The sequence below is a fragment of the Pseudomonas graminis genome, from assembly GCF_001705435.1.
Taxonomy (GTDB): Bacteria; Pseudomonadota; Gammaproteobacteria; order Pseudomonadales; family Pseudomonadaceae; genus Aquipseudomonas; species Aquipseudomonas graminis_B.
In genome coordinates this window covers 711,896-737,466 of record NZ_MDEN01000069.1, presented here as the reverse complement: position 1 = coordinate 737,466, position 25,571 = coordinate 711,896, and the positions used below count along the sequence as shown (strand labels likewise).

Genomic DNA, 25,571 nt, shown 5'->3' with positions numbered 1-25,571 from the left:
CGCACGCCGCACGCCGCACGCCGGCGGCAGGACACTGCATCAATCCCACATCAGCGCCAACGTCACCAGCACCAGGGTTTCGAGCAGTTCAAGCATCGCGCCGGCGGTGTCGCCGGTGCTGCCGCCCAGACGTTGCATCATCACCCGGCGCAGCCAAAAGAAACCGCCCGTGGAAACGACCAGCACCCACGCCGCCGCGCCGCCACCGATGAGCACGCAGACCACCGCCACCGCTGCCAGCACCTGCACCCCGACCTTGCGCGGCAGATGATCGGCCAGCGCCTGGCCCAGCCCGCCGGCGCGCACATATGGCGTGTTCAGAAACAGTGCCAGCATCGCCGCGCGGCCTATCACCGGCGCCAGCAACAGGCCAATGCCCGTGTGCGCTTCAATCAACGCCAGCACAGCGCTGAATTTCAACAGTAACACCACCACCAGCGTCACCACCGCAATCGGGCCGCTGCGCGGGTCTTTCATAATGAGCAGCGTGCGTTCGCGGTCGCCGAATCCACCGAGCCAGGCGTCCGCGCTGTCGGCCAGGCCGTCCAGGTGCAGCCCACCACTGAGCATCACCCATGCCGCCAGCAGCAGGGCGGCATGCAACAGGGTCGGCGCGCCGTCGAGCAGGTGATTCAGCGCCATCAACAGCACGCCGAACAGCAACCCCACCAGCGGGTAGAACAGCAGCGAACGTCCCGATTCCTGGGGCGTCGGCATGCCCGGCAGGCGAATCGGCAGACTGCTGAGGAACTGCAAGGCGATCCAGAACGGCAGCATTTAAACCTCCGTCAACTCACCATCGGCCTGCACATCGAGGCCGAACAGACCGCCATGGGCCACGGTGACCTGCAGCAATTGCTCACGGGGCAGACCGCGGGCGCGGGCCAACAGCAGACGCATCACCCCGCCATGGCTGATCAGCAGAATGCGCTGTCCGCCATACGCCCGCTGCAACCGCTCAACGGCAGCCAACACGCGAGTGGCAAACGCCTCAACCGGCTCGCCGTTGGGTGGCGTAAACCCGTACGGATCCTCCCAGAAGCGGCCCAACCCGGCAGCATCGGTTTCCATCAACTGCGCGGGGCTCTGCCCTTCCCAGTCACCGAAATGCAGTTCCTGAAGACCGGCTTCCAACTCCACGGGCAAGCCCAGTCGCTCGGCCAGCTCGTCGGCGAAGCGGGCGCAGCGTTGCAGCGGTGAGCTGACGATGCGGTCCCAGGGGCCACGATCAATCACCGCCGCGCGCATCTGCTGCCAGCCGGTGTCGGTCAGCGCATCGTCAATACTGCCGCGCAGGCCGCCGCCGAATTCGGTTTCGCCGTGGCGCAACAGGTCAAGATGCAAGGTCATGCCGGGCGGTCTGCCACAGCGGCTTCAGCGAAGGTCGCCATGCCGTTATGCAGCTCACAGGCCAGACGCAACAACGGCACCGCGAGCGCCGCGCCACTGCCTTCGCCCAGACGCAATCCCAGGTCCAGCAACGGCTCGGCCTGCAGCGCGTCCAGCACCAGACGATGGCCTGGCTCGGCGCCACGATGGCCGAAAAACAGCCACTCCCGGCACGACGGATTGATGCGCACCGCCACCAGCGCCGCCACGGAACAGATAAAGCCATCGACCAACACGACGATGCCCTCCTGCGCACAGGCCAGGTAGGCGCCGACCAGCGCCGCCACTTCAAACCCCCCGAGGGCGCGCAGACTGGCCAGGGCGTCACCGACGGCGTCGGCGTGCAGCCGCAGGGCCCCCTCGATCACCTGGGCCTTGTGGCTCACGCCCTCGGCATCCAGACCGGTGCCGGGGCCGACCAGCAAGGTGGCCGGACAATCGAGCAGCGCGCAGGCCAGCGCACTGGCGACGGTGGTGTTGCCGATGCCCATTTCGCCGCCGATGAACAGCTGAGTACCTGCGGCCTTGGCGCGCAACACGCTGTCGCGACCGCCTTCCAGGGCGGCGTGCAGTTGCGCCTCCGTCATCGCCGGGCCATGGGCAAAATTTGCGGTGCCCGGGCCAAGATTGAGGTGGCGCACACCCGGCAGGTCCAGCGGTGCAACCGTGCCCAGGTCGACCACGTCCAGCTGCGCAGACAGTTGCCGGGCCAGCACGCTGATGGCCGCGCCGCCCATGATGAAGTTGTGCAGCATCTGCCCGGTCACTGCCTGCGGGTACGCCGAAACCCCTTCCGCGACCACGCCGTGGTCACCAGCAAAAATCGCGATCCAGACCTCATCGACCTTCGGCTTCGGACGACCCTGCAGGCCGGCCAGTTGCACCGCGACGTGTTCCAGACGGCCCAGTGAGCCGGTCGGTTTGGTCAGTTGCTGCTGCCGGGCCATCGCGTCGTCGCGGCTGGCGTGATCGACGTCTCGGGCAGGCGCGAGCCACCAGGCGTTACTCATAGTGCAGGTCCTTTCAGGGTCATGGGCAGTCCGGCGACGGTAAACACCACGCGATGGCAGCGTTCGGCCAGCGCCTGATGCAGCCAGCCGGCTTCATCGACATAACGACGAGTCAGCTCACCGAGGGGCACGACGCCGAGCCCGGTTTCGTTGCTGACAAAAATGATCTCGCCCGGCCATTCCGCCAGGCCATCGAGCAAGGCTTCACGCTCTTGAGCCAGGCGCTGCGGATCGTCGAGCATCAGCAGATTGGTCAGCCACAGGGTCAGGCAATCCACCAAGAGGCAGCGGCCCTCCCCGGCGTTTTCCCGGAGCACGCGGGCCAGCTCGACGGGTTCCTCGATCAGCCCCCATTCAGCTGGCCGACGCTCGCGGTGCAAGGCGACGCGCTGGTTCATTTCGCCGTCGAGGGGCTGACTGGTGGCGATATAGATGACGTCGAGACCGCTGTCGCTGGCGAGTTTTTCAGCCAGCCGACTTTTGCCGGAACGCGCACCGCCGAGGATCAATTGCAGCATCAGGGTTGCTCCAGGCCGCAGAGCTCACGCAGCAGTGTGCCGTCCAGGTGAGTTTCGACCAGATCGGCGAGGCGTTCGATGTCGCGCTCGCGCAAAGCGTGGTAATCGACCGACTGCACATTCGGCAGCCCGGCCCATCGCAGCAAGGCGCTGCTCGACGCCGGGTTCTCGAACAGACCGTGCAGGTAGGTGCCGAGCACTTGGCCATCAGGGCTGCACGCTCCATCGCAGCGGCCGTCGGCGAGCTGGACCAGTGGACGTTCCAGCGCCGCGCCGGTGGTCACGCCCGCATGAATCTCGTAGCCGATGACATCGGCGTCTTCGAGGGTCAGGCGACCGCTGACGTTGCGCAGCTGTTTCTCTTCTTCCAGCACCGTGCTCAGGGCCAACAATCCCAGGCCCGGGCTTGACCCGGCAGCGCCTTCGAGCCCCAGCGGGTCATGCAACTGCTCGCCGAGCATCTGCAGGCCACCGCAGATGCCCAGCACGTTGCCGCCGTAACGCAGGTGGCGGTTGATGGCGGTGTCCCAGCCATTGGCGCGCAGATACGCGAGATCGCTGCGCACGCTTTTCGAGCCGGGCAGGATGATCAGGTCAGCACCAGGAATCGTCTGCCCCGGCCCGACGAATTGCAGATTGACCTGGGGGTGCAGGCGCAGCGGGTCGAAGTCGGTGTGGTTACTGATGCGGGGCAACACCGGCACGATGACGTTGAGCACCTGCTCGGCCTTGTCGGCCTGACGCTGGTCGAGGCCGTCTTCGGCTTCCAGGTGCAGGTCCATCACGTAGGGCAGCACGCCGACCACTGGTTTGCCGGTGCGCTGTTCGAGCCAGTCGAGGCCGGGCTGAAGCAGCGCGATGTCGCCACGAAAGCGATTGATGATGAAGCCTTTGACCCGCGCCTGTTCGCTGGGCGACAGCAATTCCAGGGTGCCGACCAGATGGGCAAACACCCCGCCGCGATTGATGTCCGCCACCAACAGCACCGGGCAATCCACCGCTTCGGCAAAGCCCATGTTGGCGATGTCGCCGGCACGCAGGTTGATCTCTGCCGGCGACCCGGCACCTTCGACCATCACCACCGGCCAGCCTTCGCTGAGGCGACGATGGGAGGCGAGTACGGCCTGCATGGCGATGGCTTTGTAGTCGTGGTAGGCGACGGCGTTCATGGTGGTCACGGCGCGACCGTGGATGATCACTTGCGCGCCGGTGTCGCTGTTGGGTTTGAGCAGCACCGGGTTCATGTCGGTGTGGGGTTCGAGGCCGCAGGCCTGGGCTTGCACGGCCTGGGCGCGGCCGATCTCGCCGCCGTCGGCGGTCACTGCGCTGTTCAGCGCCATGTTCTGCGGCTTGAACGGCACGGTGCGCACGCCCTGACGGGTCAGCCAGCGGCACAGCGCCGTCACCAGCGTGCTTTTGCCGGCGTCGGAGGTGGTGCCCTGAACCATCAGGGTTTTGCCGAGGGTCATAGCCGCTCCCGGGAGAATTCGCTCAGCGCCTGCTCAAGACGCTGCCAGTCCGCTTCTTCGCGCGGCAGGCCGAAACGCAGGCTGCTGTTGTGGGTGAAGATGCGCAGGAGGATGCCCCGCTGTGCGCAGAATTCGTAAAGCGCTTCCGCCAGCGGCGTGATCAACCACTGGAACAGCGCGCAACCGCCCTTGGGCGCGAAGCCGTGGCGATTGAGCACGTCCACCAGACGCTGGCTGGCCTGCTCGGTGCGCTGACGCTGGCGTTGATGGCCGGCGACATCGTTGAGACAGGCCTGACCGATGATCCGCGTCGGCCCGCTGACCGACCATGGCCCGATCTGCCGCGCCATGACTTTCAGAAAGCGCGGCTCCGCCAGCACAAAACCCAGGCGCACACCGGCCAGGCCGAAAAACTTGCCGAACGAGCGCAGCACGATCAGGCCCGCGCGCTGGGTGTACGCCGCCAAGCTCAACTCCGGCGTGTTGTCCATGAACGCTTCGTCCACCACCAGCCAGGCGCCGCGCTGGGACAGACGCGCGTGCCATTCCAGCAGGCGTTCGGGCGGCAGGCTCAGGCCGGTGGGGTTATTCGGGTTGACCACGACGAGCACATCGAGGGTGTCGATGAACCGCTCCACTTCGTTCTCCAGCACTTCGCGCACCAGAAAACCGGTGTTGCGCCAGGCCTCGGCGTGCTCGGCGTAGCACGGCGACAGCACGCCCACCTTCCCCGCCTGACGCAGACGCGGCAGCGCCTGGATCGCCGCTTGGGAACCGGCCACCGGCAGCACGTCCGTGGCGCCGTAGTAGCGACGGGCAGCGATTTCCAGGCCGTCATCGGTTTCCGGCAAACGCGCCCATGCCGCTTCGGGGATCGCAGGGATCGGCCACGACCACGGCGAAATCCCGCTGGACAGGTCGAGCCAGTCCGCCTCATCGATGCCGTATTTCAGGACTGCGCCACGCAATCGGCCGCCATGTTCAAGCATAAAATTCTGTCCCCAGACACAAGATCAGCAACCACAGCCACACGCCGCGCTGCACCAGTTGCCAACCGCGATCAATAGAGTCAGCGTCCGCCGGCACGCCTTCGCCCAGGGTCGCGCGCTCATGCAGTTCGCCGTGATAAATCGCCGGACCACCCAGTTCGACGCCCAGCGCACCAGCACCGGCCGCCATCACCGGGCCTGCATTGGGGCTGTCCCATTTCCGCGCCTGGGTGCGCCAGCAACGCAGGGCCAGTCGGGTGTTGCCCAGCAGCGCGTAGGTCAACGCCACCAAGCGCGCGGGAATGTAGTTAAGCAGGTCGTCGATTTTCGCCGCCGCCCAGCCGAAGCGTTCGAAGCGCTCGTTGCGATAGCCCCACATGGCATCGAGGGTGTTGCTCAGGCGGTAGAGCACGACGCCCGGAGCGCCCAGCACGACGAACCAGAAAATCGCCGCAAACACTGCGTCGCTGCCGTTCTCGAGTACCGATTCCGTGGCCGCACGGGCCACTTCGGTGCTGTCCAGCTCGGAGGTCTGGCGACTGACCAGGTAACCGACCCGCCGGCGCGCCTCGTCCAGATTGTCGCTGCGCAACGCCTGGGCAACCGGCTCGACGTGCTCGCCCAGACTGCGCAGGCCCAACGCGCAGTAAAGCGCCAGTACGTCCACCAGCCAGCCAACGAACGGCAGCCAGCTGAGTAACGTGGCGATCAGGGTCAGCGGAATGACGGCGATGAACCATGCGCTCACGCCATGGCTGCGCCAGCCCCGGCCGGCGACGTTCAGGCGCTGTTCGATACGTTCGGCGAAACGGCCGAACGCCACCAGCGGGTGGTTCCGTTTTGGCTCGCCGAGCAGCGCGTCCAGCGCGACTCCGGCGACGCTCAATAACGCCACACTCATTCAATCACTCCCCATGTGTTCTCGTAGACCAGCTCTTGCAACGCGCGTGGCTGCGCCCAGCCTTCGATCACCAGCATCGGCGCCGGGTAGAATTCCTTCACAGGGCCCAGGCACAAAATCGCCAGGGGTTTCGAACCGGCTGGCATCTGCAGCAGATCGGCCAGGGCCTGGGGGTCGAACAGCGATACCCAGCCCATGCCGAGGCCTTCGGCACGCGCCGCCAGCCAGAGGTTTTGAATGGCGCACGACAGCGAAGCCATGTCCATCTCCGGCAGGGTGCGGCGGCCGAAGATATGTTTGTCGCGGTCATCCATCAACGCGGCGACCAACACTTCGGCGCAATCGCTGATGCCCTCGACTTTCAGCTTCATGAAATCGTCAGACCGCTCGCCCAAAGCTTCAGCGGTACGAACGCGCTCCTCCTCCACCTGCACCTGAATCTGCGCGCGCAAGGCCGGGTCGGTGATGCGCAGAAACCGCCACGGCTGCATCAGGCCAACGCTCGGTGCGTGGTGCGCGGCTTCGAGCAGACGGGCCAGCAGCTCCGGCGCGACCGTGCCACCGCAGAAGTGGCGCATATCACGACGCTCGGCAATGGCGCGGTAAACGGCGGCGCGTTCGGGGTGGGTGAAGGTGTGGTCAGTCATAGGAGCGGGCTCATGGCAAAAACAGCGCCGCCATCGCCTGGGGATTCGAGGGGAAGTAGAAGTGCACGTACGACGCAGTCATGCGCCCTTCCCGGTACACCGCTTCGGCACCGCGCCCGCCATTGGGGCTGAGTCCGCGGGCGATGGGGGTCAGTTCGGTGCTCGTCAGGGAATGGTGATAGGTGTGGCCACGCAGCGTGCCTTCCGGCAGCTCGACCGATTGCAGGGCCAGGGCTGCCAGACGCTTCTGCATCACGGCTTCACCCTTGAGCAAGCCCACCCCTTCGGCGCGCTGGCCGTTGACATCGGTCAAGGCATCGAGCAGGTACAACATGCCGCCGCATTCGGCGAGCAGGGGTTTGCCAGCGGCGTGGTGCGCACGAATCGCGGCGAGCATGCTGTGGTTTTCGGCCAGCGCCGTGTGATGCAATTCCGGGTAGCCGCCGGGTAGATACAGGCTGTCGGCGTCGGGTAATTCCCGGTCGCGGAGCGGCGAGAAGAACGACAGTTCGGCGCCCATCTCCCGCAACAAGTCCAGGCTGGCACCATAGAAAAATGCGAATGCCTCGTCGTGGGCGATGGCGATTTTCACGCCGGTCAGCAACGGCTCGGCGGGAACGAAGTCGGGCGCGGTGAAGGTCACGGCCGGCGGCAACGTAGCGTCGCAGGTGCTGGCCAGCGCGTTGGCAGCAGTGTCGAGGCGCATGTCCAGATCATTCAGTTCACTGGCCTGAACCAGGCCGAGGTGCCGGCTGGGCAGTTCAATGCCGGTTTCACGGGACAGCGCGCCGTACCAGCGCAGGCCTTCGGTCAGGCTGCCTTCCAGCAACTGCGCGTGGCGCACCGTGCCGACGCGATTGGCCAGCACGCCGGCAAACGGCAGATCCGGCTGATACCGCGCCAGTCCCAGCGCCAGTGCGCCGAAGGTCTGGGCCATGGCCGTGCCGTCGATCACCCCGAGCACCGGCACGCCGAAACGCCGGGCCAGGTCCGCGCTGGAAGGCGTGCCGTCGAACAAGCCCATGACGCCTTCGATGAGGATCAGGTCGGCCTCCGCGGCGGCTTCCCACAACAGGCGCCGACTTTCGTCCTCGCCGATCATCCACATGTCCAGCTGGTACACCGGATGGCCGCTGGCGCGCTCGAGGATCATCGGGTCGAGAAAGTCCGGCCCGCATTTGAACACGCGCACCTTGCGGCCCTGATTGCGATGCAAGCGGGCCAGTGCGGCGGTGACGGTGGTTTTGCCCTGACCGGACGCAGGGGCGGCGATCAAGACTGCCGGGCAGTGCCGCGGTGGGCGCTCACTCACAGCTCGATGCCTTTCTGCGCCTTGATGCCGGACTGAAAGGCATGCTTGACCACGCCGATTTCGGACACGGTGTCGGACAGGTCGATCAATTCCTGCTTCGCCCCGCGACCGGTGACGATCACGTGCTGCATCGGCGGACGTGCCTGCAGGTCGCTCAGCACCTGCTCCAGGTCCAGATAGCCGTGCTTGAGGGCGATGTTCAGCTCATCGAGCACGACCATGCCGATGGAGGCGTCCTTGAGCATTTCACGGGTCACGGACCAGGCGGATTCGGCGGCGGCAATGTCACGCTGGCGGTCCTGGGTTTCCCAGGTGAAGCCCTCGCCCATCACGTGGTAACGCACTTGTTCAGGGAAGCGGCGGAAGAACAGCTCTTCGCCGGTGCTGTGCCGGCCTTTAATGAACTGCACGACGCCGCACTGCATGCCATGGCCCATGGCGCGGGCAAGCATGCCGAACGCCGAGCTGCTCTTGCCTTTGCCGTTACCGGTCAGGACCAGCAGCAACCCGCATTCATTGGGCGCGCTGGAAATGCGCTCGTCCATCACCGCCTTTTTGCGCAGCATGCGCGCCAGGTGGCGTTCGTCACGTTCGGGGGATTCGCTCATCTCAGCTCTCCGCTTGAGGGCAAGTGTGGCAAACGGAGGGCACAGACAAAGACTGTCAGCAGGCACTGGGCAAAACCCGGCCTGCAGCAGAGCATCGCCCTCCGTGATGCTGTTCGATGGATCAGGCCGGTCTCCGGACTCACGAGTTGCCACAACCGTGGCAGGCCAGGCGCCTTCCCATGTTCAGCGAACACAGTGGCATTGTGCGTGGCCTTGACTCATTTACCGTTGCGGAGGCAGCGCCGGAATTGATCACAAGAGCAATCGCACCGGCTTCCCTGTTTCACCCTGCGGACCTGACGGGTCCCGGGCACCTGAAACATGGCGCGAAGGTTAGAGGGTTGACTCGGGAGCGTCAATCGAACCGTAGGCAGACCGCCTCCGGCTAAACGGGATTTCACCCTGAAAGGCATACGTGCTCACCCAGCAACAGCGGATGAGCACAGTGCTCAGGAAGTCGCTATTGCCTGGCCAGGTTCGATGGCTGGATGACGCGCTTGGCATTCAGCCAGGCCTTTTGCCAATACGGCTTGTCGAGACTGTCGAGTTTGACCGTGCCGCCAGTGGCTGGCGCGTGGACGAACCGCCCTTCCCCGACGTAGATGCCGGCGTGACTGACGTGGGAGCCGCCGCTGGTGGCGAAGAACACCAGATCACCGGTCTGCAACTGACTGCGATCGATGTCAGGCCCGCGCAGGGTGATCATTTCCCGCGTCGACCGAGGCAGGGTGATGCCCGCGGCGTCGTGGTAGACGTAGCCGATCAGGCCACTGCAATCGAAACCCGAATCAGGCGTGTTGCCGCCCCAGCGATAGGGGGTGCCGACAAGCCCGATCGCGCGCAACAGGACGTCGTCGGCAAGCGGTGAGGAAAACTGGGGAGGAGCGGACACCACAGGCCGGTAGACGACCTTGCGTGGAGCGGGCGGTGGCGTGCTGGAACATGCGGCCAGCAGCACAGCCAGGGAGGCGACGATCAGGCGAACCGTTAACGACATAAACACGACAACCTGTGCGGGGTGCAGCTTACTTTGCCGAGAGCCGGGATTGCGCGCAAGAGGGTCAGGCCCTTTGCGCGCCCGGAATTAACGGTGCTGGCGCTTGATTGTAGTCGAGGTCATCGCGGTGGTAGTTGCAGGTACCGTTGACGATGCCGTTACAGGTGCCATTGCCAGCGCGCGTTTGGCTTCGATGAACGTCTTGGCCCAGTAGGCATCGTCGAGGCTGTCGACACGGACTCCGCCACTGCGACGACTGCTGGAGTGGATGAACTGATCATCGCCCAGGTAGATGCCGGCATGGCTGACACGGCCGCGGCCGGCGGTGCTGAAGAACAGCAGATCGCCCGGCTTGAGGTCATTGCGCTTGATGAGGGGGGCATCGATATTGATCATTTCGCGGGAAGAACGCGGCAGGCTCATGCCCGCCTCTTCACGGAACAAATAGCCGATGAAACCGCTGCAGTCGAAACCGGAGGTGGTCGACGTACCGCCGAAGCGATAGCGAGTGCCTATCAAGGATTTGCCGCGTTCGAGGATGCTGTCAGCCAGAACCGGCAGGCGGTAAGGCTTGTTGTCGGCAAATTGAGCGAGTTCATCTTCGGTAGCGACTTCGTCATCCAGTACGGAGGATGCGTAATCAGCACGCTTGCTGGCGGATTGAGCGGTGGCAGAGTCCCGGAATTGGGGGCTTTGCGACTGTTGTTGCGACGTCGGCATCTGGGCCGCGCAGCCGAACAACAGCGTGACGAGTGCGAGAGGCACGAGGGGTGCGAAGCGGTTTAGCATGTGCACGACCGTGGCTGAAGTGTAAAGAAGCCGAGACTATGCCTTCAATCGTACCCATTTGCAAATTCAATCGAAACAAATGTGACTTACGATGTCGTCCATCACTTCTAAGGCTCTACACCTCAGAAACGCATCCATGTGCGCGGAATGATCGGTCGGCGAAGGGTTTATCTCGGCAGTAAAGCCGCCCGTCACCCGAGCGCGCAGCATGGGCTCATGAATGTACGGGAAGCTGGCAGTGGTTCCGATGCTGAGCACAGCGTCAAAACCTTTTGCCATCTCCTCCTGAAGCACATTCAATGCCAACTCCGGCAACATCTCCTGAAACAACACCACCGATGGCCTCAAAACGCCACTACAGCGGGGGCACAGCGGTGGCAGTGGTCGACTGAGGTGCTCGCTTAACTGCGGATCTACGGCGCCACAAGATTGACAGTACAGCGGCGCCAGCTGTCCGTGGATCTCGATCAGCCGCTCTGGCGGACTGCCCGCCGCCCTGTGATAGCCGTCGACGTTTTGCGTCAACACCCAGCACTCCGGCTTGCGCCGCTGCAATTCAGCGATGGCGTAGTGCGCCGCATTGGGACGTCCGCCCAGGCAAGCGCTGCTCAATTGTGCGATGTACTTCCAGCACAGCGCCGGATCACGCCGCAACATCGGGCCGGACAAGGCCATTTCGATGGGCACGCCGTCGTCGGTCTCGCCGTTGTACAGACCACCGACGCCGCGATAGGTCGGCAGCCCCGAATCCGCCGACAGGCCGGCACCGGTAATGATCAAAATCCGCGTGGCGTGGCGCAAGGCTGCTGCGGTTTGCAGGACCAGGGCCGGATCGACCACAGACTCGCTTACCAACCGAGGGTTTCTTTCAAGAAGGGAATGGTCAGCTTGCGCTGGGCCTGCAGCGATGCCTGATCGAGTTGCTCAAGCAAGTCGAACAGCGCGCTCATGCTGCGCTTGCCGCGGGTGAGGATGAAATGCCCCACCTCATCGGTGAGGTGCAGGCCCCGACGGGACGCGCGCAGTTGCAGAGCGCGGAGTTTTTCTTCGTCGGACAAGAGGCGCATCTGGAACACCAGCGCCATGGTCAGCCGGGATTTCAGGTCCCCCAGTTTGACCGGCAGCTCCCGGGGCGAGCACGAAGCGGCGATGAGCAAGCGTCGGCCGCTGTCGCGCAGGCGGTTGAACAGGTGGAACAACGCTTCTTCCCACTCAGGCTTGCCAACCACCGCATGCAAATCGTCCAGACACACCAGCTCGTACTGCTCCAGATGATCGAACAGGCCGACGCCTTGATCGAGAAGTTCGGCCATCGGCAGGTAAACCGCCGGCTCGCCCATCTGTTCGAAGCGCAGGCAGGCAGCCTGCAACAGATGCGTGCGCCCTACCCCGTTCTTGCCCCACAGGTAGATGAGGCTTTCTGTCCAGCCGGCCTCGGCTTCGCACAGCCGCTCGACATAGCCGAGTGCAGCGGCATTGGCGCCTGGATAGTAATTGATGAAGGTGGCGTCATCACGCAGACGCACACTCAGGGGCAGCTGAACTGGTTTCATGCTGGCTGAACGGTTCGTGACGAACCGCCAAGGGGCCTCTGTGAAAAGTGTGCAAAGTCTATACCCGCAGGGCTGGCCGCACAATGCGGCAGACCGCCAGCAAAATCAAAGGCTTGCGCAGGTCACTGGTATGACAGGGAATTACGGGAAAATGCCGTGGAGGAAAGAGACGCGCGGTGAACACCGCGCGCCTTCACGAATCCTGATTCGCGGGAATCAGAGATCCAGGTCGTCCAGACCGCCGTAGATGTCCGAATCCTTGTACAGGTCATGAACATGGCGTACCAGGACCATGATCACCGCCGCTACGGGCAACGCCAGCAGGATACCGGTGAATCCGAACAGCTCGCCGCCCGCCAGAATCGCGAAGATCACCGCCACCGGGTGCAGGCCGATGCGGTCACCCACCAGCAGCGGCGTCAGCACCATGCCTTCCAGCGCCTGACCGACCATGAACACCGCGACGATGCCCAGCATCGGGTACAGATCGCCGCCGAACTGGAAGAAACCGGCCAGAATCGCCGAGCCAATGCCGATGACGAAGCCCATGTACGGCACGATGGCCGCCAGACCGGCAATGACACCAATCAACAGCCCCAGCTCCAGCCCGACCAGCATGAGGCCGGCGGCGTAAATCACGCCCAGCGCGACCATCACCAGCAACTGGCCACGGATGAACGCACCCAGGACTTCATGGCATTCATCCGCCAGTGCGACGATTTTCTTCTCGCGATGCCGCGGCAGCAGGCTGCGCACCTTCGCCATCATCACGTCCCAGTCACGCAGCAGGTAGAAACAGACCACCGGGATCAGCACCAGATTGGTCAGCCAGCCGATGAGCGCCAGGGTCGAGGTGGTGGCCTGGGACAGGACGATGCCGACGATGTCGCCGGTCTGACCCATGTGCTCCGAGATCGCCGCCTTGACCTTGTCGAACTTCCAGAACCCTTCTGCCAGCCCCAGTTTGGCCTGCGCCCACGGCATCGCGGTGTGCTGCAGCCAGTCGAGAATCTGCGGCGCCAGTTCGTACAGGCGATAAAGCTGCTTGGCCAGCATCGGCACCAGCACCAACAGCAGGCCCATGAAGATCAGGGTGAACAACAGAAACACCGTCACCACACTCATGGTGCGCGACAGCTTCAATTTTTCCAGCCGGTCTGCCAGCGGATCGCCCATGTACGCCAGCAGCAGCGCCACCAGGAACGGGGTCAGAATCGAATGCAGCAGCCAGACGAACAAACAGACCAGGACAACCCCGCCCAGCCAGAACCAACGACGCGTATCAGTCATTACTGCCTCTTTCCCCAGGATGATGTGCTTCGTGCAACGTCGTTATGAACCTGTTCACCAACGGAAGTGCAATGCGCTGTCGGAAACAGCGGGCGGCTGCGGTGCCGCTGGCGTGCCGTCCGCGGCAACCGGCGCGGGATTGGCCGCAGAACTGTCCGGCGCACTGGCGATTTCACCCGCCGGCACTTCCTGCAGTTTCGCCAGCGCCAACTGGGAACGCAACTGATCGGGGCTGCCGCTGACATCGAAGGCGATACGGTCACCCTCGGCTGATTTCAGACGGCCACCGAAGGGTTCGAGCAGGTGCAACAGCTGCGCGTAACGCTCAAGATTCATGCCCTGTACGTCCAGCACCATGCCCGTCGAAGCGCCCGGTTTGACCACAAAGCGTGGCGCCAGACGCTGACTCACCGCCAACAGCACCGCGTCGGCCAGTTCCGCCGAGCTGGCGCCGCTGGCACTGCCCTGCTCCATCTTGTCGCCCAGCCACAGGTGCCATTTGCCCTGCCACTGGCCACCGTTTTCCTGCGCGTGAACCGCCAGAATCGCATCCGAACCGTAGCGCTCGGAAGCCTCCTTGAGCGGGCCGACGTTGTTGCCGTCGAGGGTCTTGGCGTTGCCGATACCCTGCTCGCCCAGGTCCGCCAGTGGCAGACGCAGCGGCAGACCGCGGTGCTGAGCCGCGCGGCGCAAAGGCTCGGCGGAGGATTGGCCGTCGCCGACCAGGTTGGCGCCGTCAGTCGCGTCGTTCAGCCACCAGGCCATGATCACCGGACGGTTGGAGCCCCACAACGACAGCCCGGCCTGCCGCAGCACGCGCTCGGTGCTCGACGGGTCGAAGTCGACCTGGAGGGTTTCCGGCGGGCCGGCGTCATAACCATACTGGCTGATGATTTGTTGAGGGTCCTTGCGCACGTCGGCAAGGCCGCCGTTCTGCACGGCCTTGGGGTCGCCGGTCAAGCGGATGACCAGGGTTTCCAGCGCGGCCTGGGTGGCGCGGGTTTTCTCGTCAGGGGTCTGGCCGCTGACGGGCTCGCGCACCTGATAAAGAGTGTTCACCGTCTCGGCGAGCGCCGGCAGACTCATCAATGAGAGGCACCCTGCGAACAGGCAGTTTTTTAGGCGCATGAATGAAGGTGGACGCATGAAAGATTCCCGCTGGGTAAAAAGGCAACGCTATAAATAGCTGCATAAAGACGAATGACCCGACTCTGACCGCAGACGCGTCCGAATCGCTCACTCAGGCGCCAACGTTACACCGGATCCCTCTGTCGACGAACGGGTGCGGCGGGATAAACCGGGTTATTTTTTCTTCACCGTTGTCCTGCCCGTCGGCCCAAGGATGGCCGCTTGCGCCCAACCCTGATAAAATCGCGCGCCTTCGCAGACCGGCGATGAAACGGCCCCCGCGTCGTTGCCACTCGGTCGTTACCCCGAATCCCCCCCTAAAGGCCTGGATCATGAGCAAGCAACCCTCCCTGAGCTACAAAGACGCCGGTGTTGACATCGACGCCGGTGAAGCGCTGGTCGAACGCATCAAGAGCGTCGCCAAGCGCACCAAGCGCCCGGAAGTGATGGGCGGGCTCGGGGGCTTCGGCGCTCTGTGCGAAATCCCGGCCGGCTACAAGCAGCCTGTTCTGGTGAGCGGCACCGACGGTGTCGGCACCAAGCTGCGCCTGGCACTGAATCTGAACAAACACGACACCATCGGCATTGACCTGGTCGCCATGTGCGTCAACGATCTGGTGGTCTGCGGCGCTGAACCGCTGTTCTTCCTCGACTACTACGCCACCGGCAAACTCAACGTCGACACCGCGGCTCAAGTGGTGACCGGCATCGGCGCGGGCTGCGAACTGGCTGGCTGCTCGCTGGTCGGCGGCGAGACCGCTGAAATGCCCGGCATGTACGAAGGCGAAGACTACGACCTGGCCGGCTTCTGCGTCGGTGTCGTGGAGAAAGCTGACATCATCGACGGCTCGGAGGTGGCCGCCGGCGACGCACTGATCGCCCTGCCGTCTTCCGGTCCGCACTCCAACGGCTACTCGCTGATCCGCAAGATCATCGACGTGTCGGGTGCCGACATCGACACCATCCAGCTCGACGGCAAGCCGCTCACCGACCTGCTGATGGCGCCAACCCGCATTTACGTCAAGCAGCTGCTCAAGCTGATCAAAGACACCGGCGCGGTGAAAGCCATGGCCCACATCACCGGCGGCGGCCTGCTGGACAACATCCCGCGCGTGCTGCCAGAAGGCGCTCAGGCCATCGTCGACGTGGCCAGTTGGACCCGTCCGGCGGTCTTCGACTGGCTGCAGGAAAAAGGCAACGTCGATGAGCATGAAATGCACCGCGTGCTGAACTGCGGCGTCGGCATGGTCATCTGCGTGGCCCAGGAACACGTCGAAGTCTCGCTGAATGCCCTGCGTGAAGCCGGCGAGCAGCCGTGGGTCATCGGCCAGATCGGCACCGCTGCCGAAGGCGCTGCACAAGTCGAGCTGAAGAACGTCAAGGCTCATTAATGCCTGACATGCCCCAACCCTGTGACGTGGTGGTGCTGCTGTCCGGCACTGGCGGAAACCTGCAGGCAATGATCGACCGCTTTCAGGACAGCGCGAGCCCTGCGCGCATCCGTGCGGTGATTTCCAACCGCGCCGATGCCTTCGGGCTTGAGCGGGCCGCCCGTGCGGGAATCGACACCCGCGTGCTCGATCACACCGGCTACGAAGGTCGCGAGGCCTTCGATGCGGCGCTGATCGAGGCCATCGATTCGTTTCAGCCGTCGCTGGTGGTGCTCGCCGGATTCATGCGCATCCTCACGCCCGGGTTCGTCCGCCACTACCATGGCCGCCTGCTGAACATTCACCCTTCCCTGCTTCCGAGGTATAAAGGCCTGCACACCCATCAACGCGTGCTGGAGGCCGGCGATGCCGACCATGGCTGCAGCGTGCACTTTGTCACCGAGGAACTCGATGGGGGGCCTCTGGTCGTACAGGCAGTTGTTTCTGTAGAGTTGCACGACACGCCCGCCACGCTGGCACAGAGGGTACACGCCCAGGAACACTTGATTTATCCCCTGGCCATTCGCTGGTTCGCCGAAGGACGATTGACCCTCGACGAACACGGCGCCTCACTGGACGGCCAGCCCTTAGGGCCCAGCGGCCACTTGATCCGACCTTAGGAGATATTATGCGTCGCGCTTTGCTCTTCGCTTTCGCTCTGTTCGCACTTCCCGCAGTCAACGCGGCAGACCTTCAACCTTTTTCCGCCAGCTACACCGCTGACTGGAAACAGCTGCCCATGAGCGGTGGCAGCGCCACCCGCAGCCTCGAGAAGAACGCCAACGGCACCTGGACCCTGAATTTCAAGGCATCGATGATGATCGCCAGCCTGACCGAAGTCAGCACGATCAAAGTAGACAAGGATCAACTGCTGCCGCAGACCTACCACTTCGAACGTGGCGGCCTGGGCAAGAGCAAAACGGTCGATCTGGTGTTCGACTGGCCCACCAAATTCATCACCGGTTCGGACCGTGGCGACGCGGTGAAAATCCCGCTGAATGCCGGTGTCCTCGACAAGTCCACCTATCAACTCGCGCTGCAGCATGACGTAGCGGCGGGCAAAAAGAGTATGTCGTATCAGGTCGTCGACGGTGACGAAATCGACACCTATGACTTCCGCGTGCTCGGCACTGAAAAGGTCGAGACCAAAGTCGGTTCGGTCGACGCCATCAAGGTCGAACGCGTGCGTGACCCGACGCAGAACAAGCGCATCACCGTGATGTGGTTCGCCAAGGACTACGACTACCTGCTGGTTCGCCTGCAACAGGTTGAAACCGACGGCAAGGAATACAACATCATGCTGCAGGACGGCACGGTGAACGGTAAGTCGGTCAAGGGCAGTTAATTCAGCCAGCTGATTCACGCCCTGCATCGAGCGTAATACGAAAAACCCCGCCTTCATGGCGGGGTTTTTTTGGCGTCGATCAGTGATTCAGGCCTACATGAAACATTCTTCATGGCCTTCAACCGAGTGTGACAAAACGCCGCACACCCTTCAAATACAAGCATTTAGCGCACTGTTACGGATTTGGTAAATAACTGTTGCCGGATGCGCGCGTTTACTTGGTCGGCCGCCGAAAACTATAAAGAAGGCCTGCGACGTCCTGCCGCAGATTTCCAAAAGTCAGGAGTTTGCACTATGACCGTAACTGTTACTGAACGCGACGACGCCCACATCTCCCACGAAAGCATCGCCGATGGCATCCAGATCTGGGATGTACGCCAACAAGACCAGCTGGTAGGGATGTTTCATTACGAATCGGACGCACAGCGTTACGCAGCAGAGCTTGCCGAGCAAGAAGCAAAGCTTGAGGCCAGTCATTCGTAATTTCGGAATCGCAGCAAAACAAAACCCGCCACGTGGCGGGTTTTGTTGTTTTAGCTGAGTGAGCGACGGGCGCTTACCACATCAGGTCATCCGGGATCTTATACGCAGCGTACGGATCGTCGCCATCCGGCTCTTCGGTCGGCGCGCTGAGCATGACGATACGGCGCGGATCGCGCTCCTGCACCTTGAGGGCGGCTTCGCGGGGGATCACCTCGTAGCTGCCGCCGTGGTGCACGATGGCCAGCGAGCCGTTGCTCAGTTTGCTGCGCATCAGGGCGTTGACGGACAGGCGCTTGACCTTCTTGTCATCGACGAAGTTGTAGTAGTCCTCGGTGGTCAGCTTCGGCAGGCGCGTGGCTTCGATCAGTTGCTTGACCTGTGCGGCACGGGCTTTCTGCTCGATTTTTTCCTGCTGCTGACGATTCAATTCCTGGTCACGTTTGGCTTTCTCGGCCATCGCTTCCTGGGCAGCGCGCTGGCTGGTGTCGTCCGCCACCGCCTGGCCCTTGTGCACCAGACGTTGCTCCTTCTGCTTGCTCTTGCTGGCCTGCTTCGCCTGTTTTTCATTGACCAGTCCGGCTTTCAGCAACTGGTCACGAAGGGAAATACCCGCCATCTGTCTTCTCTCTCTAAATAGTCAACTCAACCGCAGTTGGGCGTGATCTTTTCCTGACGCTTGGCTTCGCCCCAGAGCGCATCCATCTCTTCGAGGCTGCAATCTTCGATGGGGCGCCGGGTGTCGCGCAAGGCCTGTTCGATAAATCTGAAGCGCCGCTCGAATTTGGCATTGGCGGCGCGCAGGGCATTTTCCGGATCAACCTTGAGGTGGCGGGCCAGATTGACGGCGGCAAACAGCAGATCGCCGACTTCTTCGGTGATCCCCGCGCTGTCGTTGTCAGCCATGGCTTCGAGGACTTCGTCGAGCTCCTCACGGACGTTATCGACCACCGGCAAGGCGTCCGGCCAATCGAACCCGACCTGGGACGCGCGCTTCTGCAGCTTCGCCGCCCGCGACAGCGCCGGCAACACGCCCGGCACATCGTCCAGCAGGGACAGCTGCTCGGGTGCGCTGGCCTTCTCGGCGCGTTCCTCGGCTTTGATCTGTTCCCAGCGGTGCTTGACCTGCTCTTCGCTGAGACGCGGGGTTTCCAGCGGCGCGTACAGATCGCCGGTCGGGAACACGTGGGGATGACGGCGAATCAGTTTGCGGGTGATACCGTCGACCACGCCATCGAACTCGAAGCGCCCTTCTTCCCGCGCCAGTTGGCAGTAATACACCACTTGAAACAGCAGATCGCCCAGCTCACCGCGCAGGCCATCGAAATCGCCGCGCTCGATGGCGTCGGCCACTTCGTAGGCTTCTTCGAGGGTGTGCGGCACGATGCTCGCGTAATGCTGCTTCACGTCCCACGGGCAACCGAATTGCGGATCGCGCAGACGGGCCATGAGCGTGAGCAGGTCTTGGAGGCTATACATGAGGGATCCCTTTGGTCACAGCTTCAAGCGGCAAGCCACAAGCTTCAAGCCGTGCGCGTACAGCTTGCAGCTTGTGGCTTGCCGCTTGTAGCTTGCAGCTACGCCTCACGGCGTTCTGTTTCGCCGCGTTTCGATGATGTTCGGCAGTTGCGAGATGCGCCCCAGCAGCCGGCCCAGCGCGTCCAGGCCCGGGATCTCGATGGTCAGCGACATCAGCGCGGTGTTGTCTTCCTTGTTCGAGCGGGTGTTGACCGCCAGGACGTTGATGCGCTCGTTGAGCAGGATCTGCGAAACGTCGCGCAGCAGGCCCGACCGGTCGTAGGCACGGATGATGATGTCCACCGGGTAGGTGAGCACCGGCACCGGGCCCCAGCTGACCTGAATGATCCGCTCGGGTTCGCGCCCGCCCAGTTGCAGCACCGAGGCGCAGTCCTGACGGTGAATGCTCACGCCGCGGCCCTGGGTGATGTAACCGACGATCGCATCGCCCGGCAGCGGCTGGCAGCAGCCGGCCATCTGGGTCATCAGGTTGCCGACGCCCTGGATCTGAATGTCCCCGCGCTTGCCCGGTTTGTAGCCCGTGGCCTTGCGTGGAATCAGCTCCAGCTGCTCGTTGCCGCGTTCCGGCTCGACCAGTTGCTGAGCCAGATTGACCAACTGAGCAATGCGCAGGTCGCCGGCACCGAGGGCTGCGAACATGTCGTCGGCGATCTTCATGTTGGCCTTCTCGGCCAGCTTGTCGAAGTCCACCTGAGGCAGCGCCAGACGCGCCAGTTCGCGCTCCAGCAGCACCTTGCCGGCGGCGACGTTCTGGTCGCGCGCCTGCAGCTTGAACCAGTGCACGATCTTCGCCCGCGCCCGGGAGGTGGTGATGTAACCCAGGTTCGAGTTTAGCCAGTCGCGGCTTGGCGTGCCGTGCTTGCTGGTGATGATCTCGACTTGCTCGCCGGTCTGCAGGCTGTAGTTCAGCGGGACGATGCGGCCGTTGATCTTGGCGCCACGGCAGTTGTGGCCGATTTCGGTGTGCACGCGGTAGGCGAAGTCCAGCGGCGTCGCGCCCTTGGGCAGGTCGATCGCGTGACCGTCCGGGGTGAACACATAGACGCGGTCGGGCTCGATGTCGACGCGCAGCTGTTCCGCCAGCCCGCCGATATCACCCAGCTCCTCATGCCACTCGAGGACCTGACGCAGCCAGGAGATTTTCTCTTCGTAGTGATTGGAACCGGATTTGACGTCGGTGCCCTTGTACTTCCAATGCGCGCAGACCCCCAGCTCGGCTTCTTCGTGCATGGCGTGGGTGCGGATCTGCACTTCCAGCACCTTGCCTTCCGGACCGATCACCGCCGTGTGCAGGGAGCGATAGCCGTTTTCCTTGGGGTTGGCGATGTAGTCGTCGAATTCCTTGGGAATGTGCCGCCACAGGGTGTGGACGATGCCGAGGGCGGTGTAGCAATCGCGCATCTCCGGCACCAGCACGCGAACGGCGCGCACGTCGTAGATCTGGCTGAACTCCAGACCTTTGCGCTGCATTTTTCGCCAGATCGAGTAGATGTGCTTGGCCCGGCCGCTGATGTCGGCCTTGACGCCGGTGGCCAGCAGCTCGTTCTCAAGCTGCGACATGACGTCGGTGATGAAGCGCTCGCGATCAAGGCGGCGTTCGTGCAGCAATTTGGCGATCTGCTTGTACTGCTCGGGCTCCAGGTAACGGAAGGACAGGTCCTCCAGCTCCCATTTGATGTGACCGATGCCCAGCCGGTGAGCCAGCGGCGCGTAGATGTCGAAGACTTCCCGGGCCACGCGGTTGCGCTTTTCATCGTCGGTGTTCTTCACCGCACGGATGGCGCAGGTCCGTTCGGCCAGCTTGATCAGCGCGACGCGCACGTCGTCGACCATGGCCACCAGCATCTTGCGCAGGTTTTCGACCTGGGCCTGGGTGCCGAGCACCAGCGATTGACGCGGGCTGAGACTGGCGCTGATGGCCGCCATGCGCAGCACGCCGTCGATGAGCTTGGTGACGGTGGGGCCGAAGCGCTGGTTGACGTCGGGCAGCGAGATCTTGCCTTCGCGCACGCCGCGGTAAATCACGGCGGCGACGAGTGAGTCCTGGTCGAGCTTGAGGTCGGCCAGGATTTCAGCGATTTCCAGGCCCGTCTGAAAACTCGACGTGCCCTCCGCCCAGAGGTTCTTGGCGGCGTTGTCCTGTTGCTCGGCGTGCCGGGCAAATTCACAGGCCTCTTTAAGGGCCTGTCGGTCCACTGCGAGGTCGACGCTGACCACGTGATCCAGCCACGCGTCGAGGTTGATACTGCCGTCTGTGTTGATCGGCTGGTGGGGTCTCACCTGTACCATGTTGCTTACCTTCCCTACGGCGCGATGAAATGCGCCATCAGTCGCCGGCCTTCTTGAGCGCGTGCGCCTTGCGGGCCATGCAAGGTCGTGTACGCGCGGGCCAGTCGGATTAAACGAGACTCCGTGTAAGGCATCGGCATTTCCTGAGCCGCCGCCTCACTTGCTCGCTTCAAATAACGCCATCGCCTCGACATGCGCTGTCTGCGGGAACATATCGAGGATTCCGGCACGTTTTAAACGGTAGCCCTGCTTGATCAATTCAACCGTGTCGCGCGCCAGCGTGGCCGGGTTGCACGACACATAAAGGACGCGTTGAGCGCCCAGCGACTTGAGCTTGCCCACTGCTTCGAACGCCCCGTCACGCGGCGGATCGAGCAGCACTGCGGCGAAACCTTCCGCCACCCAGGCCGCCTTGTCCAGTGGGTGCGACAGATCGGCCTGATAAAACGTCACGTTGCTTAAACCGTTGACGGCGGCATTGGCCGTCGCCCGCTGAACCATGGCCTCGACGCCCTCCACGGCCACCACGTCGCGCGTCATTTGCGCCAGCGGTAGGGCGAAGTTACCAAGCCCGCAGAACAAGTCCAGCACTCGTTCGTCCTTGTCCGGCGCGAGCCAGGCCAGCGCCTGTTCGATCATCGCGGTGTTGACCTGAGCATTGACCTGCACGAAGTCGCCAGGGCGATAGGCCAGGGACAGATTCCACGGTTCCAGGCGGTAGCCCAGTTGCGCGGAAGGGTCGACCGGTTGCGGTTCGCCTTCGCCGTGCAACCACAGTTGCGCGTCATGGGTGTCGCAAAATGCTTTGAGAATGGCCAGATCGTTTTCAGGCAACGGCGCAGTGTGCCGCAGCAGCACGGCATTGGCCGAACCGCTGAACAGCTCGACATGCCCCAGCGCCTGAGGTTTGCTCAGACGGCGGAGCATGGGCGCCAACGCTGTCATGATCGGTTGCAAGGCCTGTACCAGCACCGGGCATTGTTCGATGGCGATGATGTCCTGACTCGCGGCGGCGCGGAATCCGACGTCCAGGCGTTTGGCGCGGACGTCCCAGCGCACGGCGACGCGGGCGCGGCGGCGGTAGGCGTATTCATCGCCGGTCAGGGGCGCGGCCCATTCCTGCGGCTCGACCCCGGCGATGCGGCTCAATTGCTCGGCAAGCATGCTCTGTTTCAGGGCGAGCTGTTCGGCGTGGGGCATGTGCTGGGTGCTGCAGCCGCCGCAACGGCCAAAATGCGGGCACGCGGCTGGCCGGCGCACAGGACTGGCCTGGAACACGCGCTCGGTGCGGGCTTCGACCACTTTGCCGTGGGCATTGAGCACGCGGGCCTCGACCTCTTCGCCGGCCAGACTGCCCATGACAAACCAGGTGCGGCCGTCGACGAAAGCGATGCCGCGACCGTCGTTGGCCAGCCGCTCGATGGTCAGGCGTTGTTTTTTACCGGTGGGGACCTGCGCGGTCCGGGTGCCGCCGCTGGGCTGGAAACGCAGGCCTGCATCACGCTTGGCCATCAGTTGGGCGCATCGTAGACGCCGGTCGACAGGTAACGGTCGCCGCGGTCACAAATGATCGCGACCATCACCGCGTTTTCGACTTCCTGCGACAGCCGCAGCATCCCGGCGACGGAGCCGCCCGATGACACGCCGCAGAAAATACCTTCTTCCCGTGCCAGACGACGCATGACGTCCTCGGCTTCGGCCTGGCCCATGTCCAGAATCCGGTCAACGCGGTCGGCCTGATAAATACTCGGCAGGTAATCCTGAGGCCAGCGGCGAATGCCCGGAATCGACGCGCCATCCATAGGCTGGAGGCCGACGATCTGGATGTCCGGGTTCTGTTCCTTGAGAAAGCGCGAGGTGCCCATGATGGTGCCGGTGGTGCCCATGGAGCTGATGAAATGGGTGACGGTGCCGCCGGTCTGCCGCCAGATTTCCGGGCCGGTGCCGACATAGTGCGCCTGGGGATTGTCGCCGTTGGCGAACTGGTCGAGCACTTTGCCGTGGCCTTCGGCCTGCATGCGCTCGGCCATGTCACGGGCGCCTTCCATGCCCTCTTCCTTGCTGACCAGAATCAGCTCGGCGCCATAAGCGGTCATGGCGGCCTTGCGCTCGGCGCTGGAGTTGTCGGGCATGATGAGAATCATGCGGTAGCCCTTGATCGCCGCGGCCATGGCCAGGGCGATGCCGGTGTTGCCGGAGGTGGCTTCGATCAGGGTGTCGCCGGGGTGGATCTGCCCGCGCAGTTCGGCGCGGGTAATCATCGAAAGCGCCGGGCGGTCCTTCACGGAACCGGCCGGGTTATTGCCTTCGAGCTTGAGCAGCAACGTGTTGCTGGTGTTCCCGGCCATGCGTTGCAGACGCACCAGCGGGGTGTTGCCGACGCAATCGGCGATGGTTTGATACTGCAGGGTCATGGCGTGTTCGCGATCCAGACGTGCGGGGGTCGCCTATCATACCGGCAATCGTCGCCAGCCCATATCACGCAAAGTGAGGGGGTTATCGCTGAATGGAATAAGGCGGATTGTTCCGCGCCGGCAACCGCATGATCATCCTCAAGCCCTGCCCGGTGTTCTCCGCCCACAAGTCCCCGCCCTGCAGGCGCAGCGAGTTGCGCGCGATGCTCAGACCCAGGCCGAAACCACCGTCGCCGGGGCGGGCGCCGTCCAGACGGATGAACGGCGCGAAGATCCGCTCGAGATCGCCCTCGTCGATCCCGCCGCCTTGATCTTCGAGCCACAAAAGCCAGTCATCGCCCTCACGCCGACCGTCCAGGCGCACGATGCCCTCGGGCGGCGAGTGGCGGATGGCATTGCGCAGAATGTTTTCCAGCGCCTGGGCCAGGGTGTTGAGATGGCCACTGACCCAGCACTCGCTGTCCAGATCGCAGCGCAACTGACGGGACGGCCAGCAGGTTTCGAAACAGGCGTCATCCACCAGCATCTCCCACAGCGCCACCACCTGAATGTCCTCGTCGGGCAGTTTTTCGCGCTCGGTGTCGAGCCAGGCGAGTTGCAGGGTGTCGTCCACCAGCCGGCGCATGCCATCCACCTCCCGGCTCAGGCGCTCGCGCAGTTCGGGCAGGCTTTGCTCGCTGTCGCAGGCCACCCGCAGGCGACTCAGGGGCGTGCGCAGTTCGTGGGAAAGATCGCGCAATAACTGCTGCTGAACCTGCACCGTCGAGTGCAGGCGCGCGGCCATGTGGTCGAAGGCGCGGTTCAGCTCACCCAGTTCATCACGGCGCTCGGTCATTTGCGGCGACAGTCGGCTGGTCAGCCGATCGGCGCGCCATGCGTTGGCCTGTTCGCGCAATTGATTGAGCGGACGAATCAGCAGGCGATACAGCCCGACGCACAACAGCAGGGTGAACAGCGCGGGAATCAGCCCGTTGGTGAGGATCTGCCCGATCAGCGCATAACGGCCCGGCTTGAAGCGCTCCGGCAGTTCGATCACCAGACTGCCCGCGTCCGGGTTACCGGGAAACGGGATCTTCAGCCAGGGCACGGTTTTCTGCCGCGTGCTCATCGGCCAGTCGATGCCGCGCATGAAGGTCAGGCGTTGAAACTGCTCGCGGGTCAGCCGCGCGCTGCCGAGTGATTGCAAATCGCTGCCGATGACCCCGACCCAGCCGGGTTCCTGCTGACGGACCTGCTTCAGCCATTCGTCGACGCCGCGCTGGCCACCCCTGCTCCACGCCCGTTCGGCCTGCGCCGCGTAGTCGTTCAGCACCTGATGGGCCTCGGCGTTGAGATAGGCGTTGCGGGTCTCGATGTAGCGGCCCCAATACCAGCTGAGCCAGATCATCAGCAGGCAGAAGCCGACCAGCAGGACCGCCAGTTTCCAGAACAGCGAATGCCGGCCGGGCAGCCGTTTGCGTGACTCAGGCATTCA

The 25,571-nt window shown here is 63.5% G+C and carries 26 protein-coding genes and 1 riboswitch; of the genes, 4 read left to right on the top strand and 22 right to left on the bottom strand.

The genetic code is table 11. The features are described 5' to 3' along the window. Window positions 1-39: 39 nt before the first annotated feature. The 16 genes from BBI10_RS25525 to BBI10_RS25450 all read right to left on the bottom strand — a co-directional run bounded on the left by BBI10_RS25525 (window position 40) and on the right by BBI10_RS25450 (window position 14,600). The gene (locus tag BBI10_RS25525) at window positions 40-777 is read right to left on the bottom strand and encodes an adenosylcobinamide-GDP ribazoletransferase (RefSeq protein WP_065992911.1); all 738 of its coding nucleotides are present in this window, start codon (window positions 775-777) and stop codon (window positions 40-42) included. Then, on the bottom strand, window positions 778-1,350 hold the full coding sequence (gene cobC / locus BBI10_RS25520; protein WP_065992909.1) for an alpha-ribazole phosphatase family protein: 573 nt from the start codon (window positions 1,348-1,350) through the stop codon (window positions 778-780). Then, on the bottom strand, window positions 1,347-2,399 hold the full coding sequence (cobT, locus tag BBI10_RS25515) for a nicotinate-nucleotide--dimethylbenzimidazole phosphoribosyltransferase (RefSeq protein ID WP_065992907.1): 1,053 nt from the start codon (window positions 2,397-2,399) through the stop codon (window positions 1,347-1,349). Before cobT ends, cobC begins: the two co-directional genes overlap by 4 nt. Next, complete coding sequence (gene cobU, locus BBI10_RS25510) at window positions 2,396-2,917, bottom strand: bifunctional adenosylcobinamide kinase/adenosylcobinamide-phosphate guanylyltransferase (protein ID WP_065992905.1); 522 nt, start codon at window positions 2,915-2,917, stop codon at window positions 2,396-2,398. Before cobU ends, cobT begins: the two co-directional genes overlap by 4 nt. Then, window positions 2,917-4,386, bottom strand: coding sequence for a cobyric acid synthase (locus BBI10_RS25505; protein WP_065992903.1), 1,470 nt, complete (start codon window positions 4,384-4,386; stop codon window positions 2,917-2,919). The genes cobU and BBI10_RS25505 overlap by 1 nt, the downstream gene beginning before the upstream one ends. Then, window positions 4,383-5,375 carry a threonine-phosphate decarboxylase CobD gene (gene cobD / locus BBI10_RS25500; RefSeq protein ID WP_065992902.1) on the bottom strand — a complete coding sequence of 331 codons (993 nt, stop codon included), beginning with the start codon at window positions 5,373-5,375 and terminating at the stop codon, window positions 4,383-4,385. The genes BBI10_RS25505 and cobD overlap by 4 nt, the downstream gene beginning before the upstream one ends. Continuing rightward, a complete protein-coding gene (gene cbiB / locus BBI10_RS25495; protein WP_065992900.1) occupies window positions 5,368-6,276 on the bottom strand; it encodes an adenosylcobinamide-phosphate synthase CbiB in 909 nt (302 codons plus the stop codon). Before cbiB ends, cobD begins: the two co-directional genes overlap by 8 nt. Further along, window positions 6,273-6,923, bottom strand: coding sequence for a 5,6-dimethylbenzimidazole synthase (gene bluB, locus BBI10_RS25490; protein ID WP_065992898.1), 651 nt, complete (start codon window positions 6,921-6,923; stop codon window positions 6,273-6,275). Before bluB ends, cbiB begins: the two co-directional genes overlap by 4 nt. A 10-nt stretch (window positions 6,924-6,933) precedes the next feature. Next, the gene (locus BBI10_RS25485) at window positions 6,934-8,235 is read right to left on the bottom strand and encodes a cobyrinate a,c-diamide synthase (RefSeq protein WP_065992896.1); all 1,302 of its coding nucleotides are present in this window, start codon (window positions 8,233-8,235) and stop codon (window positions 6,934-6,936) included. Then, complete coding sequence (gene cobO / locus BBI10_RS25480; RefSeq protein WP_065992894.1) at window positions 8,232-8,843, bottom strand: cob(I)yrinic acid a,c-diamide adenosyltransferase; 612 nt, start codon at window positions 8,841-8,843, stop codon at window positions 8,232-8,234. Before cobO ends, BBI10_RS25485 begins: the two co-directional genes overlap by 4 nt. A gap of 107 nt (window positions 8,844-8,950) precedes the next feature. Next, window positions 8,951-9,176: riboswitch (cobalamin riboswitch) on the bottom strand. A 127-nt stretch (window positions 9,177-9,303) separates the two neighbouring features. Beyond that, complete coding sequence (locus tag BBI10_RS25475; RefSeq protein WP_065992892.1) at window positions 9,304-9,840, bottom strand: C40 family peptidase; 537 nt, start codon at window positions 9,838-9,840, stop codon at window positions 9,304-9,306. 87 nt (window positions 9,841-9,927) lie between these two features. Continuing rightward, window positions 9,928-10,629, bottom strand: a complete 702-nt coding sequence (locus BBI10_RS25470) for a C40 family peptidase (RefSeq protein ID WP_065992890.1) — start codon at window positions 10,627-10,629, stop codon at window positions 9,928-9,930. Between the two features lie 66 nt (window positions 10,630-10,695). Further along, window positions 10,696-11,469, bottom strand: coding sequence for an NAD-dependent deacylase (locus BBI10_RS25465; RefSeq protein WP_065993242.1), 774 nt, complete (start codon window positions 11,467-11,469; stop codon window positions 10,696-10,698). Between the two features lie 8 nt (window positions 11,470-11,477). Next, window positions 11,478-12,182 carry a DnaA regulatory inactivator Hda gene (gene hda, locus BBI10_RS25460; RefSeq protein ID WP_065992888.1) on the bottom strand — a complete coding sequence of 235 codons (705 nt, stop codon included), beginning with the start codon at window positions 12,180-12,182 and terminating at the stop codon, window positions 11,478-11,480. 216 nt (window positions 12,183-12,398) lie between these two features. After that, on the bottom strand, window positions 12,399-13,472 hold the full coding sequence (locus BBI10_RS25455) for an AI-2E family transporter (protein WP_065992883.1): 1,074 nt from the start codon (window positions 13,470-13,472) through the stop codon (window positions 12,399-12,401). 54 nt (window positions 13,473-13,526) lie between these two features. Further along, window positions 13,527-14,600, bottom strand: a complete 1,074-nt coding sequence (locus BBI10_RS25450; protein WP_065993241.1) for a DUF2066 domain-containing protein — start codon at window positions 14,598-14,600, stop codon at window positions 13,527-13,529. 332 nt (window positions 14,601-14,932) lie between these two features. Between BBI10_RS25450 and purM the strand changes: the two genes are divergently transcribed. The 4 genes from purM (at window position 14,933) to BBI10_RS25425 (ending at window position 17,858) form a co-directional block, all read left to right on the top strand. Then, window positions 14,933-15,991, top strand: coding sequence for a phosphoribosylformylglycinamidine cyclo-ligase (purM, locus tag BBI10_RS25440; RefSeq protein WP_065992878.1), 1,059 nt, complete (start codon window positions 14,933-14,935; stop codon window positions 15,989-15,991). Window positions 15,992-15,999: 8 nt separating this feature from the next. Continuing rightward, entirely contained in the window at window positions 16,000-16,650 is a 651-nt protein-coding gene (gene purN, locus BBI10_RS25435; protein WP_065993240.1) for a phosphoribosylglycinamide formyltransferase, read from the top strand. 8 nt (window positions 16,651-16,658) lie between these two features. Next, on the top strand, window positions 16,659-17,375 hold the full coding sequence (locus BBI10_RS25430) for a DUF3108 domain-containing protein (protein WP_065992876.1): 717 nt from the start codon (window positions 16,659-16,661) through the stop codon (window positions 17,373-17,375). A 294-nt stretch (window positions 17,376-17,669) separates the two neighbouring features. Continuing rightward, complete coding sequence (locus tag BBI10_RS25425) at window positions 17,670-17,858, top strand: hypothetical protein (protein ID WP_065992874.1); 189 nt, start codon at window positions 17,670-17,672, stop codon at window positions 17,856-17,858. A gap of 73 nt (window positions 17,859-17,931) precedes the next feature. Here BBI10_RS25425 and BBI10_RS25420 read toward each other — a convergent pair whose 3' ends face one another. The 6 genes from BBI10_RS25420 to BBI10_RS25395 all read right to left on the bottom strand — a co-directional run bounded on the left by BBI10_RS25420 (window position 17,932) and on the right by BBI10_RS25395 (window position 25,568). Further along, complete coding sequence (locus BBI10_RS25420) at window positions 17,932-18,474, bottom strand: DUF2058 domain-containing protein (protein WP_065992872.1); 543 nt, start codon at window positions 18,472-18,474, stop codon at window positions 17,932-17,934. A 26-nt stretch (window positions 18,475-18,500) separates the two neighbouring features. Next, a complete protein-coding gene (gene mazG / locus BBI10_RS25415; protein WP_065992869.1) occupies window positions 18,501-19,334 on the bottom strand; it encodes a nucleoside triphosphate pyrophosphohydrolase in 834 nt (277 codons plus the stop codon). A gap of 105 nt (window positions 19,335-19,439) precedes the next feature. Next, complete coding sequence (gene relA, locus BBI10_RS25410) at window positions 19,440-21,683, bottom strand: GTP diphosphokinase (RefSeq protein ID WP_065992867.1); 2,244 nt, start codon at window positions 21,681-21,683, stop codon at window positions 19,440-19,442. Window positions 21,684-21,839: 156 nt separating this feature from the next. Beyond that, entirely contained in the window at window positions 21,840-23,195 is a 1,356-nt protein-coding gene (rlmD, locus tag BBI10_RS25405) for a 23S rRNA (uracil(1939)-C(5))-methyltransferase RlmD (protein WP_065992865.1), read from the bottom strand. Beyond that, window positions 23,195-24,097 carry a cysteine synthase CysM gene (cysM, locus tag BBI10_RS25400; protein ID WP_065992860.1) on the bottom strand — a complete coding sequence of 301 codons (903 nt, stop codon included), beginning with the start codon at window positions 24,095-24,097 and terminating at the stop codon, window positions 23,195-23,197. The genes rlmD and cysM overlap by 1 nt, the downstream gene beginning before the upstream one ends. 82 nt (window positions 24,098-24,179) lie before the next feature. Continuing rightward, window positions 24,180-25,568 (bottom strand): sensor histidine kinase, encoded by a 1,389-nt coding sequence (locus BBI10_RS25395; protein ID WP_065992858.1) that lies wholly within the window; start codon window positions 25,566-25,568, stop codon window positions 24,180-24,182. Window positions 25,569-25,571: the final 3 nt, after the last annotated feature.

Bases quoted from the DNA above. Each gene is read 5' to 3' on its own strand.
- BBI10_RS25425 (WP_065992874.1), top strand. From the start codon at position 17,670: ATGACCGTAACTGTTACTGAACGCGACGACGCCCACATCTCCCACGAA.
- cobU (WP_065992905.1), bottom strand. From the start codon at position 2,917: ATGCTGCAATTGATCCTCGGCGGTGCGCGTTCCGGCAAAAGTCGGCTG.
- BBI10_RS25525 (WP_065992911.1), bottom strand. From the start codon at position 777: ATGCTGCCGTTCTGGATCGCCTTGCAGTTCCTCAGCAGTCTGCCGATT.
- cobD (WP_065992902.1), bottom strand. From the start codon at position 5,375: ATGCTTGAACATGGCGGCCGATTGCGTGGCGCAGTCCTGAAATACGGC.
- relA (WP_065992867.1), bottom strand. From the start codon at position 21,683: ATGGTACAGGTGAGACCCCACCAGCCGATCAACACAGACGGCAGTATC.
- cobT (WP_065992907.1), bottom strand. From the start codon at position 2,399: ATGAGTAACGCCTGGTGGCTCGCGCCTGCCCGAGACGTCGATCACGCC.
- cobO (WP_065992894.1), bottom strand. From the start codon at position 8,843: ATGAGCGAATCCCCCGAACGTGACGAACGCCACCTGGCGCGCATGCTG.
- mazG (WP_065992869.1), bottom strand. From the start codon at position 19,334: ATGTATAGCCTCCAAGACCTGCTCACGCTCATGGCCCGTCTGCGCGAT.
- purM (WP_065992878.1), top strand. From the start codon at position 14,933: ATGAGCAAGCAACCCTCCCTGAGCTACAAAGACGCCGGTGTTGACATC.
- purN (WP_065993240.1), top strand. From the start codon at position 16,000: ATGCCCCAACCCTGTGACGTGGTGGTGCTGCTGTCCGGCACTGGCGGA.
- cbiB (WP_065992900.1), bottom strand. From the start codon at position 6,276: ATGAGTGTGGCGTTATTGAGCGTCGCCGGAGTCGCGCTGGACGCGCTG.
- BBI10_RS25450 (WP_065993241.1), bottom strand. From the start codon at position 14,600: ATGCGCCTAAAAAACTGCCTGTTCGCAGGGTGCCTCTCATTGATGAGT.
- cobC (WP_065992909.1), bottom strand. From the start codon at position 1,350: ATGACCTTGCATCTTGACCTGTTGCGCCACGGCGAAACCGAATTCGGC.
- BBI10_RS25420 (WP_065992872.1), bottom strand. From the start codon at position 18,474: ATGGCGGGTATTTCCCTTCGTGACCAGTTGCTGAAAGCCGGACTGGTC.
- hda (WP_065992888.1), bottom strand. From the start codon at position 12,182: ATGAAACCAGTTCAGCTGCCCCTGAGTGTGCGTCTGCGTGATGACGCC.
- cysM (WP_065992860.1), bottom strand. From the start codon at position 24,097: ATGACCCTGCAGTATCAAACCATCGCCGATTGCGTCGGCAACACCCCG.
- BBI10_RS25455 (WP_065992883.1), bottom strand. From the start codon at position 13,472: ATGACTGATACGCGTCGTTGGTTCTGGCTGGGCGGGGTTGTCCTGGTC.
- rlmD (WP_065992865.1), bottom strand. From the start codon at position 23,195: ATGGCCAAGCGTGATGCAGGCCTGCGTTTCCAGCCCAGCGGCGGCACC.
- BBI10_RS25470 (WP_065992890.1), bottom strand. From the start codon at position 10,629: ATGCTAAACCGCTTCGCACCCCTCGTGCCTCTCGCACTCGTCACGCTG.
- BBI10_RS25475 (WP_065992892.1), bottom strand. From the start codon at position 9,840: ATGTCGTTAACGGTTCGCCTGATCGTCGCCTCCCTGGCTGTGCTGCTG.
- BBI10_RS25430 (WP_065992876.1), top strand. From the start codon at position 16,659: ATGCGTCGCGCTTTGCTCTTCGCTTTCGCTCTGTTCGCACTTCCCGCA.
- bluB (WP_065992898.1), bottom strand. From the start codon at position 6,923: ATGACTGACCACACCTTCACCCACCCCGAACGCGCCGCCGTTTACCGC.
- BBI10_RS25505 (WP_065992903.1), bottom strand. From the start codon at position 4,386: ATGACCCTCGGCAAAACCCTGATGGTTCAGGGCACCACCTCCGACGCC.
- BBI10_RS25395 (WP_065992858.1), bottom strand. From the start codon at position 25,568: ATGCCTGAGTCACGCAAACGGCTGCCCGGCCGGCATTCGCTGTTCTGG.